Annotated in this window: 13 protein-coding genes; 3 read left to right on the forward strand and 10 right to left on the reverse strand. The window is 72.6% G+C overall.

Translation table 11 applies throughout. The annotated features are described in order from the left end of the window. Positions 1-38: 38 nt before the first annotated feature. The 3 genes from ACZ4YL_RS17135 to ACZ4YL_RS17145 form a co-directional block, all read right to left on the reverse strand. Complete coding sequence (locus ACZ4YL_RS17135; RefSeq protein ID WP_468117237.1) at positions 39-1,196, reverse strand: ArsA family ATPase; 1,158 nt, start codon at positions 1,194-1,196, stop codon at positions 39-41. A 46-nt stretch (positions 1,197-1,242) separates the two neighbouring features. Next, positions 1,243-1,683, reverse strand: coding sequence for an SRPBCC family protein (locus tag ACZ4YL_RS17140; protein WP_390802744.1), 441 nt, complete (start codon positions 1,681-1,683; stop codon positions 1,243-1,245). A gap of 163 nt (positions 1,684-1,846) precedes the next feature. Beyond that, positions 1,847-2,662 (reverse strand): metallophosphoesterase family protein, encoded by an 816-nt coding sequence (locus ACZ4YL_RS17145; protein ID WP_468117293.1) that lies wholly within the window; start codon positions 2,660-2,662, stop codon positions 1,847-1,849. A gap of 256 nt (positions 2,663-2,918) precedes the next feature. Here ACZ4YL_RS17145 and ACZ4YL_RS17150 point away from each other — a divergent pair, with 256 nt between their 5' ends. After that, entirely contained in the window at positions 2,919-4,715 is a 1,797-nt protein-coding gene (locus ACZ4YL_RS17150; RefSeq protein ID WP_468117239.1) for an AMP-dependent synthetase/ligase, read from the forward strand. Positions 4,716-4,733: 18 nt separating this feature from the next. On the opposite strand, the gene ACZ4YL_RS17155 is transcribed toward ACZ4YL_RS17150, so the two are convergent. The 7 genes from ACZ4YL_RS17155 to ACZ4YL_RS17185 form a co-directional block, all read right to left on the reverse strand. Beyond that, a complete protein-coding gene (locus tag ACZ4YL_RS17155; protein WP_468117240.1) occupies positions 4,734-6,350 on the reverse strand; it encodes a GMC oxidoreductase in 1,617 nt (538 codons plus the stop codon). A 247-nt stretch (positions 6,351-6,597) separates the two neighbouring features. Further along, entirely contained in the window at positions 6,598-7,740 is a 1,143-nt protein-coding gene (locus ACZ4YL_RS17160) for a glycosyltransferase family 4 protein (protein WP_468117242.1), read from the reverse strand. 23 nt (positions 7,741-7,763) lie between these two features. Next, the gene (locus ACZ4YL_RS17165; RefSeq protein ID WP_468117244.1) at positions 7,764-8,882 is read right to left on the reverse strand and encodes a hypothetical protein; all 1,119 of its coding nucleotides are present in this window, start codon (positions 8,880-8,882) and stop codon (positions 7,764-7,766) included. Positions 8,883-8,976: 94 nt separating this feature from the next. After that, positions 8,977-10,032 (reverse strand): C40 family peptidase, encoded by a 1,056-nt coding sequence (locus tag ACZ4YL_RS17170; RefSeq protein WP_468117246.1) that lies wholly within the window; start codon positions 10,030-10,032, stop codon positions 8,977-8,979. 245 nt (positions 10,033-10,277) lie between these two features. Beyond that, entirely contained in the window at positions 10,278-11,306 is a 1,029-nt protein-coding gene (locus tag ACZ4YL_RS17175; RefSeq protein ID WP_468117248.1) for a C40 family peptidase, read from the reverse strand. Between the two features lie 253 nt (positions 11,307-11,559). Then, the gene (locus tag ACZ4YL_RS17180; protein ID WP_351156311.1) at positions 11,560-12,924 is read right to left on the reverse strand and encodes an NYN domain-containing protein; all 1,365 of its coding nucleotides are present in this window, start codon (positions 12,922-12,924) and stop codon (positions 11,560-11,562) included. Between the two features lie 40 nt (positions 12,925-12,964). After that, positions 12,965-13,204, reverse strand: coding sequence for a hypothetical protein (locus tag ACZ4YL_RS17185; RefSeq protein ID WP_008738811.1), 240 nt, complete (start codon positions 13,202-13,204; stop codon positions 12,965-12,967). Between the two features lie 124 nt (positions 13,205-13,328). Between ACZ4YL_RS17185 and ACZ4YL_RS17190 the strand changes: the two genes are divergently transcribed. Both ACZ4YL_RS17190 and ACZ4YL_RS17195 read left to right on the forward strand, forming a co-directional pair. Then, positions 13,329-14,063 (forward strand): rhomboid family intramembrane serine protease, encoded by a 735-nt coding sequence (locus ACZ4YL_RS17190; RefSeq protein WP_468117250.1) that lies wholly within the window; start codon positions 13,329-13,331, stop codon positions 14,061-14,063. After that, positions 14,060-14,341 (forward strand): Lrp/AsnC family transcriptional regulator, encoded by a 282-nt coding sequence (locus ACZ4YL_RS17195; RefSeq protein ID WP_030013053.1) that lies wholly within the window; start codon positions 14,060-14,062, stop codon positions 14,339-14,341. Before ACZ4YL_RS17190 ends, ACZ4YL_RS17195 begins: the two co-directional genes overlap by 4 nt. Positions 14,342-14,591 lie beyond the last annotated feature (250 nt).

Genomic DNA, 14,591 nt, shown 5'->3' on the forward strand with positions numbered 1-14,591 from the left:
GGACTACCTTCGACGGTACCCGAACGGGGGTACGCGGTTCATTGCGTGCGGGGCCACAGTCCCGGGTCGGGGGTGAAGCGGATGCGGAGCTCCCCGTCGGTGAGGGCGGCGCCGGAGACGGTGCAGCGGCGCAGCGCCGCCGGGAGCGGAACGATCCTGCGGTGGGGGCCGGCGGTGAGCAGCAGTTCGTCGCCGCGGCGGACGAGGTCGAGGTCGCTCTTGTGCGCGCCGGGCAGCGGTACCACCCAGACGAGCACCCCGTCCTCGGCGCGCCGGTCCTCGACGGCCCAGGCCCGGCGGGGTGCGGGTGCCTCGGGGACGAGCCCGCCGGCGTCGGCGAGCCGCTCCAGGTCCTGCGGGCCGCGCGGGTCGCGGCCGAGGTGGGCGAGGGCGACCACCGGGAGCTCCTCGGCCCACTCTGCGGCGTACTTCTGCTGCTGGGCGGCGAGCCCGGCGAGCCACGGGTCGGCGGATTCCACCGGCACGGTGCGGTTGGCGACGACGGAGGAGACGGGCAGCTGCTGGAGGGCGAGTCCGAGCCGGCCGAGGCGCAGCGCGTCGGCGGCGGCCGGGCCGGGCTCGGCGACCAGCCGCAGCTCGGTGGTGTCGGCCTCGACGACGGCCTGGACGGCGGCCAGCTCCTCGTCCCAGCGGGCGGCGGTCTCGTAGAGCCACTGCGCGGGCATGGGTACGCCGGCCAGCTGGGCCAGTACGGGGCGCAGGGCGCGGGCGGCCTGCCGCTCGGCGGGCAGCAGCCGGGCGAGGTAGCGGCGCAGCTGGGCGGGGAGGGCGAGGGTGGCCACGGTCTGGTGGAGCGGTGGCATGTCGACGACGACGAGGTCGGTGCCGGCCGCGGCGGCGGCCCGCCGCAGGGCACGGAGCAGGGCGAACTGCTCGGCGCCGGGCAGTTCGGTGATCTCCTCGGCGCCCAGTGGCCGGGCCCCGACCATGCCGAGCAGGGCGGATCCGCGCTGCTGGAGGGCGACGAGTTCTTCGCGGAACTCCTCGCCGGAGTCGACCCGGGCCACCCGCAGCCCGGGTGCGGCCGGGTCGCCGACCAGGGCGGTGAGCGGGTCGCCGATGTCTCCGGAGAGCAGCAGCACCCGCCGCCCGTGGCGGGCCGCGGCGAGGGCGGTGGCCGCCGCCACGGTGGTCCGCCCAGCCCCGCCGGGGCCGGTGATCAGCAAGGTGTGCATGGTGCGGGTGCTCCGGTGTGCGGGAAGCGGGAGTCGGGAAGCGGGATCAGACGGTTTCGACGCGCTTCTTCAGGCCCGCGAGCGCCCGGTCGATGATGACCTTCTCGGCCTTGCGCTTGATCATGCCGAGCATCGGGATCTTGACGTCGACGGTCAGCTGGTAGGTGACCTCGGTGCGCTTGCCGCCGTCGATGGGGGTCAGCCGGTAGGAGCCGTCCAGCTGGCGCAGCATCTGGGACTTGTCCAGGGTCCAGCTGACCTCGTCGGTGCCCTTCCAGGCGTAGGCGAGGGTGTGGTCGTCCTTGATCGCGCCCGCGTCGAGCAGCAGGCGGACCTTCTCGGCGCGCCCTTGGGCGTCGGTGGCCAGCACCTCGGCCTCCTTCACCTCGCCGGTCCACTCGGGGTAACGGGCGAAGTCGGCGATCACGGCCATCACGTCGGTGGGCGCAGCCTCGATCGTGATGCTTGAGCTGGTGTGTTCCGCCATCGCGGTCGCTCCTCCGGGCTGGGGGTACCTCCCAGCGGCAGCTGGGGTGGTTCGAGGATGTGTGCGGCCTGGGGCCGCCGCGTGAAGGCTACCGCGCGTGTAGACGTCGCCACTCCAGTGCCTCCCACACCCTGCGGGAGCCCGCCGTGAAGCGGCTCGATCTCTACCATTCCAGGACCCAGGGCCGGCCGGTGGACGCGAAGTGGCCCACGTTCACGCACTCGGTGTTCCCGATGCGCATCCGCCGGGCGAGCGGCTGGTGGACGTGTCCGAAGAGGGCGTAGCGGGGGCGGGTGCGGCGGATCGCGGCGAGCAGGGCCTCGCTGCCGCGTTCGAACCGGCGGGCGACGGTGTCGTAGCAGAGCTCGGGCACCTCCGGCGGGATGTGCGAGCAGAGGACGTCCACCTCGCCGAGGGCCTCGACCTTGGCGGCGTACTCCTCCGGGTCCACCTCGTAGGGGGTGCGCATCGGGGAGGGCAGTCCGCCGCCGACGAAGCCGAAGACGCGGCCTCCGATCTCCACGCGCTGGCCGTCGAGCACGGTGAGGCCGTGGCGGTCGGCGTACTCGGGCCACAGGCCGGGGACGTCGACGTTGCCGTAGGTGGCGTACGTGGGGGTGGGGAAGGCGGCGAACATCTGCGCGTACTGGCGGCGTACGGCGCCCTCGATGAGGGTGTCCCGGTCCAGGCCGGCCCAGAGCTGCCGCCCGAAGGCGTGGGCCTCCTCGAAGCGGCGCGCGGTGCGCAGCTCGACGATCCGGTCGGCGTTCTCGACGCCGAACAGGTCGGGGAAGATCCCGCGCGAGTGGTCGGCGTAGTCGAGGAAGAGCACGAGGTCGCCGAGGCAGATGAGGGCGTCGGCGCCGTCGCCCGCGCGGGCGAGGGCCTCGGTGTTGCCGTGCACGTCGCTCACGACGTGGACCCGGGTGCGGCCCGGCCCACGGCCTGATCCGCTCGTGCCGAACTGCTCTCCCCGCATGCTGCCAGCCATGCCGCCAACCCTAGAGCTGCCTGGTGGCGGCGGGTAGAGGGGGTGGGAGGGGCGGCCGGACCTGCGGTTACTTCCGAGTCGCAAGTGGCGTCGACTACTGTCGGCACGTGAGTGGCGAGGCAGGGTAAGTGCAGAATGTGACGCACGGAACATCTGGCCGGTTCCCCCTATCGGGAACCCACTACCGGTGGGTAACGTCCGGTCGGTCCACATGGTGGCGATGGCGCCCAGAGGAGCAGCAGTCTTGCGCGAGTTCAGCCTTCCGGCCCTGTACGAGGTCCCGTCGGACGGGAACCTGACGGATCTCATCCGCCGCAACGCCGCTCAGCATCCAGACACCGCCGTCATGAGCCGCAAGGTCGACGGCCGGTGGCAGGACGTGACCGCGACCGAGTTCCTGGCCGAGGTCCGGGCCACGGCCAAGGGCCTCATCGCGGCCGGCATCCGGCCCGGCGACCGGGTCGCCCTCATCTCCCGCACCCGCTACGAGTGGGTGCTGTCCGACTTCGCGATCTGGAGCGCGGGCGGCGTCACCGTCCCCGTGTACGAGACCAGCTCCCCCGAGCAGGTCCAGTGGATCCTCGGTGACTCCGGCGCCGTCGCCGTCATCGCGGAGAGCCCGGCGCACAGCGCGGCCGTGGCCTCGCTGCGCGACCGGCTGCCGGAGCTGCGCGAGGTCTGGGAGATCGAGCAGGGCGCGCTGGAGGCGCTGAAGGCCGCCGGCGCGGAGATCTCCGACGCCGAGGTCGAGGAGCGCAGCAGCCTCGCCAACGCCGACGATCCGGCCACCATCGTCTACACCTCGGGTACCACCGGCCGTCCCAAGGGCTGTGTGCTGACCCACCGCAACTTCTTCGCCGAGTGCGGCAACGTGGTGGAGCGCCTCAGCCCGCTCTTCCGCACCGGCGACTGCTCGGTCCTGCTCTTCCTCCCGGCCGCGCACGTCTTCGGGCGCCTGGTGGAGGTGGCGGCCGTGCTGGCGCCGATCCGCCTGGGCTGCGTACCGGACATCAAGAACCTGACGGACGAGCTCCAGTCCTTCCGGCCCACGCTGATCCTCGGCGTCCCGCGCGTCTTCGAGAAGGTCTACAACTCGGCCCGCGCCAAGGCCCAGGCCGACGGCAAGGGCAAGATCTTCGACGCCGCGGCGGACACGGCGATCGCCTACAGCCGCGCGCTGGACCTTCCGGGCGGCCCGTCCTTCGGGCTGCGCCTGAAGCACAAGCTGTTCTCCAAGCTGGTCTACAGCAAGCTGCACACGGTCCTCGGCGGGCGCGGCGAGTACGCGATCTCCGGCGGCGCCCCGCTGGGCGAGCGGCTCGGCCACTTCTTCCGCGGTATCGGCTTCACGGTGCTGGAGGGCTACGGCCTCACCGAGTCCTGTGCGGCCACGGCCTTCAACCCGTGGGACAAGACGAAGATCGGTACGGTCGGCCAGCCGCTGCCCGGCTCCGTGGTGCGCATCGCGGACGACGGCGAGGTGCTGCTGCACGGCGAGCACATCTTCAAGGAGTACTGGAAGAACGAGACGGCGACCGCCGAGGCGCTGACCGACGGCTGGTTCCACACCGGCGACGTCGGCACCCTCGACGAGGACGGCTACCTCGCGATCACCGGCCGCAAGAAGGAACTCATCGTCACGGCGGGCGGCAAGAACGTCGCGCCGGCCGTCATCGAGGACCGGATCCGTGCGCACGCGCTGGTCGCGGAGTGCATGGTGGTGGGCGACGCGCGGCCCTTCGTGGCGGCGCTGGTCACCATCGACGAGGAGTTCCTCGGCCGGTGGGCCGCGGAGAACGGCAAGCCGGCCGGCGTGACGGCGGCGGAGCTGCGCGAGGACGCGGAGCTGATCGCCGCCGTCCAGAAGGCCGTGGATGACGGCAACGCGGCGGTTTCCAAGGCGGAATCGGTGCGGAAATTCCGCATTCTTCCCTCCCAGTTCACGGAGGAGTCGGGTCACATCACGCCGTCGCTGAAGCTGAAGCGCAATGTGGTGGCCAAGGACTTCGCGGACGAGATCGAGGCGCTGTACCGCGGCTAGTCCGGGGCTGTTCCGCGGCTAGCGGGGGTCCTCGGCGAGGATCCGGGCCATGTTCCGTTCCGCGAGGGCGGTGATGGTCACGAACGGGTTCACGCCGAGCGATCCGGGGATCAGGGAGCTGTCGACCACGTACAGCCCCTGGTAGCCCTTGGCCCGCCCGTACGCGTCGGTGGCGTCCCCGAGGACGCAGCCGCCGAGCGGGTGGTAGGTGAAGTTGTCGGCGAAGGCCCTGTTGTCGCCGAAGAGGTCGTACCGGTACATCGTGAAGTTCCGCCAGTTGATGCGGTCGAAGAGGTTCTTCGCCGCGTTGACCGAGGGCGTGTTCTGGTCCCGCCGCCAGTTGAGCCGGGCCGAGTCGGTGGCGGCGTCGTAGGTGAAGTGCCCGCGCTCCCGGTTCTTGGTGATGGCCAGGTACATCGAGATCCAGTGTTCGATGCCCATGGGGAGCGGGGCGATCTCGGCGAAGACCGGGTTCGAGGCGTTGTCCCAGTCGTCGATGCCCATCGCGGGCATGGTGGCCTGGTTGCAGCCGACCGTGTCCCACAGGTGGTTGGCGCGGGCGGTCATCACGTTGCCGTTGTGGCCCCAGCCCAGTCCGACCTTGTCGCTGAGCGCGGGCAGCGTCCCCCTCTCGCGGGCCCGCAGCAGGATCTCGGTGGTCCCCAGGCTCCCGGCGCCGAGGAAGAGCTGTTTGCAGCCGAGTTCGCGGACCTGGGTGACCCGTCCGGTGACATCGCTGGTCCGTACGGTCAGGACGTATCCCCCGGCCGGGTCGGGCCGTACGCCGACCACGCGCTGCATGGTCTCGATGGTGACGTTGCCGGTGCCGATGGCGGCCGCGAGGTAGGTCTTGTCGACGCTCTTCTTGCCGTGGTTGTTGCCGTAGATGACCTCGCCGGCCAGGGCCGAGCGGGGGGCGGTGCCTGCGGCCTCGCGCTTCATGTACTCGAAGTCGTAGACGTTGGGCACGAAGACGGTCTTCAGGCCGGTGTTCTGGGCGTGCTTGCGGGAGATCCGGGCGAAGCGGTACCACTCGGTGGATTCGAACCAGGCCGGGTCGATGTCGTTCACCCCGAGCATGGCGCGGGCGCGGGGGTAGTAGGTGCCGTACATCTCGTCGGCGTCGACCTGGGGCAGCACCTCGGTGAAGTACGAGCGGCGGGGTGTCGGGGCCATGCCGCCGTTGACGAGCGATCCGCCGCCGACGCCCCGGCCGACGTACACGGACATGTCGCCGTAGTTCACTCGATCGAGGACGCCGGGGTAGGGGCTGATGTCGCGGTTGACGACGTCGAGCCAGAGGAACTGGGCGAGCGGGGCCTCGGTGCGGTTGCGGAACCACATGGAACGCTGGTCGGGCGCGGAGGTGGAGGGGAAGACCTTGCCGTCGGCGCCGGCGGTGTCCCAGAGCCGGCCCATCTCCAGCACGACGGTACGCACGCCCGCCTGGCCGAGCCGCAGGGCGGCCACGGCGGATCCGTAGCCGGAGCCGACGACGATGGCGGGGGCGTACGGGGCGGCCGCGGGCTCCACGGCCGCGGCGGAGGCCGCCCCGATCCGGGTGAAGCCGAGCGCGGAGGCGGTCGAGAGGGCGCCGAGTCCAAATAGTTGACGGCGCGTCAGGTTGGATGTCATGGCCGCATCATGGGCGGAATCCAGCCGTCCGCCCAGACACGGTATTGACAGACATCTGAGGAACAGTCAGACGTGGCTGTCGGCAGCGACTCCGCTGTCGGGGCTCCGCCCCGAACCCCGCTCCTCAAACGCCGGAGGGGCTGACTTTCAGCCCCGCCAGGGGGCACCTCCCAGCGGTAGCTGGGGGAGTTTGAGGCGCGGGGGTCCGGGGGCGGAGCCCCCGGCAGCGGCGCCGCACGGGCACCGGCTACAGCAGCTCCCGCAGGCGTTCCGCCAGGAGGTCCCAGCGCCACTTCTCCTCGACCCATTCGCGGCCCCGCTCGCCCATCCGAGCCCGCAGCTGCGGATCCTTCAGCAGGGTGACGATCCGGTCCGCCGCATCCTCCGGGGATCCGCCCCGCACGACCCAGCCCGTCTCGCCGTCCAGCACCGCGTCCGGCGCCCCGCCGGAGTCGCCCGCGATCACCGGCAGGCCCGTGGCCGAGGCCTCCAGGTAGACGATGCCGAGCCCCTCCACGTCCAGCCCGCCCCGGCGGGTCCGGCACGGCATGGCGAAGACGTCACCCGCGCCGTAGTGGGCCGCGAGTTCCGACCACGGGACGGCTCCGGTGAAGACGACGGAGTCCGAGACCCCGGTGGAGACGGCCAGCTCCCGCAGGTCCGCCTCGTAGGGCCCGCCGCCCACGATCAGCAGTACCGCGTCCGGCACCGCCGCCAGGATCCGCGGCATCGCCTCGATCAGCGTGTCCTGCCCCTTGCGCGGCACCAGCCGGGAGACGCAGACGACCACCGGCCGGTCCGTCAGCCCGAGCCGGGCCCGGACCTCCGGCCCGCCCGATCCCGGGTGGAAGGTCTTCTCGTCCACCCCCGGCGGGAGTTGCACCATCCGGGCCGCCGCCCGGTCCGTCACCGCCGAGGCGATCCGCGAGCGCGTGTACTCCCCCAGGTAGGTCAGCGTGTCGGTGCCCTCGCCGATCCGGCGCAGCAACTGCCGCGCGGCCGGCAGCTGCGCCCAGCCCGCCTCGTGCCCGTGGGTGGTCGCCACGATCCGCCGCGCACCCGCCCGCCGCAGGGCGGGGCCCATCAGCCCGAGCGGGGCCGCCGCCCCGAACCACACCGACTCGCAGCCGTGTTCGCGCAGCAGGCCCACCGCCCGCCGCGTCACGCGCGGGGTCGGCAGCAGCATCGTCGTACGGTCGCGGACGACCTGGAACGGCTGCTCCGCGTCGAAGGCCGCGGTGGCCTCGCGGCCCTCCGCGCTGTGCTTCCAGGTGGAGGCGTAGACGACGATCCGGTCGGGATCCAGCCGTAGTGCCATGTTGTGCAGGAAGGCCTGGATGCCGCCCGGTCGCGGCGGGAAGTCGTTGGTCACGATCAGCGTCTTGTGCATCGCTGCCAACGTACCGGACGCCCTCAGCGGAACTCCGCCCGCAGGGCCTCCTGCCAGTCCTTCGTCAGCGCGTCCGGGTCCACTCCGAGGGCCTCGCGGACCGCCACCGGCCACGGCCCGCGCCCCGCCCTCCCGTACAGGTCCACGAGCGCCGCCTCGCCCCATCTCCCCGCGATCAGCCGGCAGGCCAGCCAGGCGCCCTCGTACGCCCGGGCCAGCGCCTCCGGGTCGCCGCCGAAGGCGAAGTCCTCCGCCCGGGGCAGCTCGCCCGGCACCTCGCCCCGCCGTACGGCCCTGGCCAGCGCCGGAGCGGCCTGCTCCGGGGTCGCCGGGGTGCCGCGGTAGGCGGCCCAGTCCGCGAACCCCTCGGAGAGCCACAGCGGGGTGGTGGCCGTGGTCGCCTCCCGGGTGGCCACATGGGTGACCTCGTGGGTCAGGATGACCCCGCGGCCCGCCGGGCTGAGCTCCGCCCACCCCTGCGGGTTCACGACGACCCGGTCGGCCGGGGCGGGGGCCGCGCCCACCCGGCCCGTCGTGACGGCCCCCATGCCCCGGTACTCGGCGGCCGGGCGGCCCAGCAGCTCCGCCATCCGCTCCAGGGATCCGGGCACCAGCACCACGGCCCGGCCCGCCCAAGGCCCCGGCCAGGCGGCGCTCGCCGCGGGCACCGCCCGGTCGGCCTCCGCCGCGATCGCGGACAGCGTCCCGGCGTCCTGTCCGACGCCCAGCACCAGCGCGTGCGCCCCGCGGACCACCGCCACCGGGCCCTGGTCCCAGAGCTGGGGCAGCGCGCCCGGCGCGGCCCGGTCCCCGGTGACCTGCCACCGCCCGCCGTCCCGCGTCAGGCGCACCTCGCGCGCCGACCCGGCCGCGGCCGCGTCGTATCCGCTCAGCCGGTAGTGCAGCTCCGCCCGGGCGGTGGCGGCCCCGGAGCCGTCCCGCCGGACCGCGGAGACCTCGTACGCCCATCCCTCCAGCGGGATCCCGGCGAGCTGCGCGGGCGGCGTCCGCGACCAGTCGGCGACGGCCTCCCGGATGTCCCGCTCGGAGCCGTCCCGCGGGGCGGGCGCGCCGCACCCGGCGAGCAGCGCGCTCAGCAGGAGCGGCAGCACGCGTACGAGGGACCGGCGGACGGGGGGCATCCGACGATCGTACGCACGGCTGCGCCAGGGGATGTCTTGCCGATCAGGCCGGACTCGCGGTGTCCGGAATCCGGCCCGACCGACAAGACACCCCCTAGGGCCGGGTCACCGAGGAGACGGGCATCATCCCGACGGGGTCGTAGCGGACCCGGGCCCCGGGGTACGGGGCGTGCACCACCTGGCCGTTGCCGACGTACATGCCGACGTGGCTGGCGTCCGAGCGGTACGTCACCAGGTCGCCCGGGCGGGCCTGCGACAGCGGCACCTGCCGGCCGGCGTGCCGCTGGGCCTGCGAGGTGCGCGGCAGCGAGACGCCGGCCTGCCGGTACGACCAGACCATCAGCCCGGAGCAGTCGAAGCCGCTGGGGCCGGTGGAGCCCCACACGTACGGCCGTCCCACCGCGGCCCGGGCCGCCATCACGGCGGTCTCGGCGCGTCCGGAGGAGGGGCCCAGGGAGGACAGCTCGGGCAGCCCCTCGAAGCGGCCTCCGGAGCGCGAGGAGCGTTCGTAGTCGGCCCGCTCCCCGGACGGCATGGCGTTGAGCAGCCGCCGGGCGGCCGCGAGCTTCGCGGTGACGGAGCGCTTGTGCCGGGCCACGTCGGAGCGCAGGGCGTCGAGTTCGGCGAGTTTGCGGACGGCCTCCTGGCGCTCCTGGCCGAGTTCGCGCTGCTCCTCGCGGAGTTCGTCGAGCTGCCGGGCCTGGCGGCCGGTCAGCCGGTCGAGGGCGGCGGCCCGTTCCAGGTAGGCGTCGGGGTTCTCGGCCAGCATCAGCCCGACGGCGGGGTCGATGCCGCCGCTGCGGTACTGGGCCCCGGCGAAGGTGCCGAGGACGCCCCGCATGGTGTTGATGCGCTCCTGGCCGCGGGCCACCGCGTCCTGGGCCCGGTTGACCTCGATGCGGAGCCGGTCGGCCTTCTCCCCGGCCTCGTTGAAGCGCTCGGTGGCCTGCTCGGCCTCCTCGAAGAGGCGGTCGACCTGGGCGCTGATGCCGGTTCTCGCCCTGCCACCGGGTTCGTACGGGTGGCCGGGGGCCGCGTTCGCGGGTACGCCCGTCATGGCGACCGCGGCGGTGGCCGCGGCGGCGGTGAGGACGGTGACCTTCGTGTTCCGGTTGAGGCTGCCGAGCCCGGCCCGGCGATGGGACGCCACGTGAAACCGCTCCCTTCCGCTGTGCGGGGCCCGGGTCCGCCCCCCGTGGACGGCCGTGTGCCGGGTTCCGCGCTGGCAGACAGTAGCGGCGCGACCACACACCGGCCAACGGCCGCCGGTGGGCGCACATGCCGACGCCCCGCAGGAGACGCAGGTCACCGGCGGGGCGTGAGGTCAGGGGGAGGCCGTGGAATTCGCCCGGATGGGCGGTGTGCGGCGCGTCCCGGACCGTGGGGCGGTGCGGATCAGCCGACCCGGACGCCGAACTGGAACGGCATATTGTCCATGGACTCGTACTTGATGCCGCTGCGCGGGTTCGAGGCGTGCAGCGTCATGTTGTTGCCGGCGTAGAGGCCGACGTGGTGCAGGTCGTCGTAGAAGAAGACGAGGTCACCGGGCTGGAGCTGGCTGCGGCTGATGCGGGTGCCGTCGTTCACCTGGGTGAAGGTGGTGCGGCTGATGGTGACGCCGGCCTGCTTGTAGGCCCACTGCGTCAGCCCGGAGCAGTCGTAGACCGTGGGGCCGGTGCCGCCGGACTGGTAGGTGAAGCCCAGCTTCGTCTTGGCGGCTTCGAGGGCGGCTCCGGCGCGGCCGGAGGCCTTGACGTTGCCGAGGTCGACGCGCTGGCCGTCGGCGCGGCTGGCTCGCGTGTCCTCGTCCTTGATCGCCGCGCGCTCCTGCGCGGTCAGGGTGTTGAGGAGGGCCTGGGCGGCGGCGAGCTTCTCGGTGGAGACCTTCTTCTTCTCGCCGAGCTCCTTGCGGGTGGCGTCGAGGTCGGCGAGCTTGCCGGCGGCCTCCTGGCGCTGCTGCGCGAGGGTGCGCTGCTTGTCCTGGATCCGCTGGACGCCCTCGACCTGCTTGGCGCTCAGGTGCTCCAGGGAGGAGGCCTTGTCGAGGTAGCTGTCGGGGTCCTCGGAGAGGAGGAGCGCGAGGGAAGGGTCGATGCCGCCGCTGCGGTACTGGGCGCTGGCCATCGAACCGAGCGTGCTGCGGAGGTCGTTGAGTTCGCCCTGGCCGCGCGCGACCTGGTCCTGCAGCTGGCCTATCTCCTTCTCCAGCTTGTCCTGGCGCTCCTTGGCCCCGTTGAACTTCTCGGTGGCCTGCTCAGCCTCTTCGTAGAGCGCGTCGACCTGGCTCTTGACCTCGTCCTTGCTCGGCTTCGCCGGCGCGGCGGAGGCGCTCTGCGCGGTGAGGGCGACGGCTGCGGCCGCGACCGAGGTGAGCACGGTCACACGAGCGCGGTTCGGCTGCTTGGGTCGACGGTGGGACGCCACGAAGGCGAGCTCCTTCTTCCTGGGAGCCGCCGAAGAACGCAACTCGGCAGCACCTTCGCCGCCACCCCGAATGAGTGATCTACCGCACGAAGGTTTGAGGAGACCTTAGTGACCCATCTGTGATCAGTTCAAATCCTGCCGGGAAAAAACTCGCCCTCCGACCAGGTTCTTTACCTACAGCGCACGCTCTGTGCAGGGCACTTGACGGTGCGTCCCCCGCGAGTCCCATCAATTCGGGCATTGCGGCGAGGAGTTACGAAACGCGCGAAAGCCGCTTCAGTAGCAATGCGGACGTCACGGGCCGGGCACCCGCCTTGGCCACCCCGTCGGCGACCTCCCGGTCCGTGGAGACCACGACCACCGGCCGGCCGGGCGGTTCCGCACGCACCAACTGGCGGATCAGCTCGTCCGCCGTCACCCCGGCCTTGGAGAACAGCACCCGCACCCCGCGCGGCGGCGCGAGCAGCACCGGGGCCGCCAGTTCCGCCCCGTCGAAGACACAGGTCATCTCCGCGCCCGTCTGCGCGGCCAGCATCGACAACCCGCCCAGCAGCCGCAGCCGCTGCTTCTCCAGCGGCATCGTCGGATAGCCCGTCTTGGTCACGTTGTACCCGTCGACCACCAGATGGGCCTGAGGCAGCGCCAACAACTGGTCCAGCAACGCCGGATCGGTCTCCGAGAGGGCCCGCGCAGCAATGTCCTTCGGCGTCATCCGGCCCGGCTCCACCGCATCCACGGTGTCGGCCGGCCGCGTCGAGACGGGCGGCAGGGCCAGCTCCCGGCGGAGCCCCTGGGCCGCGTCCAGCACGGTGTCCAGCAGCAGCCGCAGCCGCATGTCCTCGATGCTGCGCCCCTCACGGGTGGCCCTGCGCGAGGTCTCCAGCGCCGTCTCCACCTCCGCGAGACGGGCCTTGAGCCGCCGGGTCTCGCTCTCGGCGGCGGCCACCCGGGCGGCCGCGTCGCCGCGGATCCCGTCGATCTCCGCATTCACCTTGCGCAGGGCCGCGTCACCCCGCTTGACGTCGCTGAGGGCGCTGCGCAGCTTGCGCTGAAGCGATTCCGCTTCCTTGCGGGCCGCGTCCAGTTCGACCCGGACCTGCTCCCCGCCCGTGCGCTGCAGCTCCCGTGCGTGGGCCAGCTCCTCGCGCAGCCGCTCCAGCTCGCGCCGGGTCTCCTCGCCGACCCGCTCGGCGTCGGCGCGCTGCGCCTCCTCGCCCGCGGCGGCCACCAGCTTGACCCAGCCGGCCGGCCGCAGGATGAAGGCGGCGGCCGCCACGTCCAGCGGATCCGCGGCGGCCGGGGGCGCGCCGGCCTCCAGCGCGGCGGCCAGGTCGGCCTGCGCCTCGCGCAGCTTCTCGGCGACCCTGCTCCGGAACACGGCGTCGGTCTCGACCGCCGCGGCCATGGCGTTGCCCGCGAACTTGGCGCGCCGGGTCGGGGTGAACCGGGCGTACTGGCGCAGCTGCGCCGGGAGGTCCGCGACCGTCAGTCCGCCGAAGGCGTCCGAGACGAGCGCGACGACCCGGCGCCGCACGCCTTCCGGCAGCGGGTGGTCGAGCGCCTCGGCGGCGTCGCCGGCCGCGTCGGCCGGCTCAGCGCCGCTTGCTGGCTCCACAATCCGTCACCCCTACCGTGATCTTCCTGTGGGTGCGCCTCCGTCAGGAGTCCGCGCCCGGCCTGTCCACGAGCTCGATCTGGTCCACCGCGTTGCACCAGCGGCAGCGGACCGACTCGATGGTCTCATTGACCACCTCGCGCTCCTCGACCTTGGGCTCCCCGGCGAGGTCCAGGTGGACGTACTCCACGACCTTCGACGAACGCGTCACGTCGAAGCGCGTGAGATTGCCGCACAGGGTGCAGCGCCACCGGGTGGTGTCGGTCGGCAGGGGAACCGTCATCGGGCCGCTCTCTCCTTCGTAGCTGATTCAATTAAAGCCGCCCGCGCCGCCGTATGCGTCGTCCTGCGGACCGCAGCTCGTAACCCTACGGCCTGCCACCGCTTCAGGTGGGTCCCCTTGCGTCATGCTCTGTCACATGATCGTAAGGTGGCGGGCCGTTCGCGAGGCCGCCCGGGGACCGGTGGTCACCCATGCGCTGATCGCGGGCTGCGCCGTGGTGTTCGTACTCGGCCCGGCCTCAGGACTCGATCCGGCCTACGGGACGGGGGAAGAGCTGCTGTCCGCCGGGACGGCCTACTTCCGGCGCTGGGGCGTGGTCCCGGACGAGCTCTTCACGGGCAGCCCCCGCGCCTGGCTGACCCCGCTGACCGCGCTGTTCGTCCACGGCGGCTGGCTGCATCTGCTCGGGAACATGCTCTTTCTGTACGTTTTCGGCGCGATGGCGGAGGAACGGATGGGCCGCCCGGCGTTCCTCGTCTTCTACCTCTGTACGGGGTACCTGGCGATGGCGGCGTACGCGGCGGCAAACGCGGGCTCCCCGCAGACGCTGGTCGGGGCCTCCGGAGCCATCTCGGCCGTGCTGGGCGCCTTCCTCTTCCTGCTCCCGCGCGCGAGGGTGACGAGCCTGTTCCCCTTCCTCTTCTTCCTGCCGCTGCGGTTCCCGGCGTGGATCGTGCTGCTGTTCTGGTTCGCCCTCCAGTGGGTGGCGGCGCAGCGGGCCGGCAGCGGGCCGGGGGTCGCCTATCTGGCCCATCTGGTGGGCTTCTCGCTCGGGTTCTTCTACGCGTGGGCCCGCTATCGGGGTACGACTAGAGTGAGTCGACCAGCGACGGCCACCGAGGGAGACAGCCAGCCGTGATCACCGCGATCGTGCTCATCAAGACCAGCGTGGACCGGATCCCCGAGATCGCCGAGTCCATCGCCGCCCTCGAAAACGTCAGTGAGGTCTACTCCGTCACGGGGACGTACGACCTGATCGCGCTGGTCCGCGTGGCCCGTCACGAGAACCTGGCGGACATCATCCCCGGCCGCATCAGCAAGATCCCGGGCGTCGAGGCGACGGACACCCACGTGGCCTTCCGCACGTACTCGCAGCACGACCTGGAGGCGGCGTTCGCGATCGGCCTGGACGCGTAGCGCTGGCTTCGGCCCGGCGGTGTGCGGCTCGCGCCGTCTGCCGGATCCCCGCCGGGCGCTGCCCGGACCCGCGCCTCAATCGCCGGCGGGGCTGGAAATGGGGGCCCGTGCCTCGGTGGGCGGCGGGGCTGGAGGTGGCGGGCCTGTCGGCAGGTGTCGGGGTGGGGGGCCGGGGCGGGGTGTCTCCTCGGCTCGGCGCGTGCGGGCATGTCTCGGCTGTACCCGGTGGTCGCGCGCTCGTCCTGCGGGG

This window comes from Streptomyces sp. NPDC030021, from assembly GCF_055574035.1.

Coding starts and splice junctions, on each gene's coding strand:
- ACZ4YL_RS17160 (WP_468117242.1), bottom strand. CDS start 7,740: ATGCACAAGACGCTGATCGTGACCAACGACTTCCCGCCGCGACCGGGC.
- ACZ4YL_RS17135 (WP_468117237.1), bottom strand. CDS start 1,196: ATGCACACCTTGCTGATCACCGGCCCCGGCGGGGCTGGGCGGACCACC.
- ACZ4YL_RS17165 (WP_468117244.1), bottom strand. CDS start 8,882: ATGCCCCCCGTCCGCCGGTCCCTCGTACGCGTGCTGCCGCTCCTGCTG.
- ACZ4YL_RS17185 (WP_008738811.1), bottom strand. CDS start 13,204: ATGACGGTTCCCCTGCCGACCGACACCACCCGGTGGCGCTGCACCCTG.
- ACZ4YL_RS17145 (WP_468117293.1), bottom strand. CDS start 2,662: ATGCGGGGAGAGCAGTTCGGCACGAGCGGATCAGGCCGTGGGCCGGGC.
- ACZ4YL_RS17155 (WP_468117240.1), bottom strand. CDS start 6,350: ATGACATCCAACCTGACGCGCCGTCAACTATTTGGACTCGGCGCCCTC.
- ACZ4YL_RS17140 (WP_390802744.1), bottom strand. CDS start 1,683: ATGGCGGAACACACCAGCTCAAGCATCACGATCGAGGCTGCGCCCACC.
- ACZ4YL_RS17190 (WP_468117250.1), top strand. CDS start 13,329: ATGCTCTGTCACATGATCGTAAGGTGGCGGGCCGTTCGCGAGGCCGCC.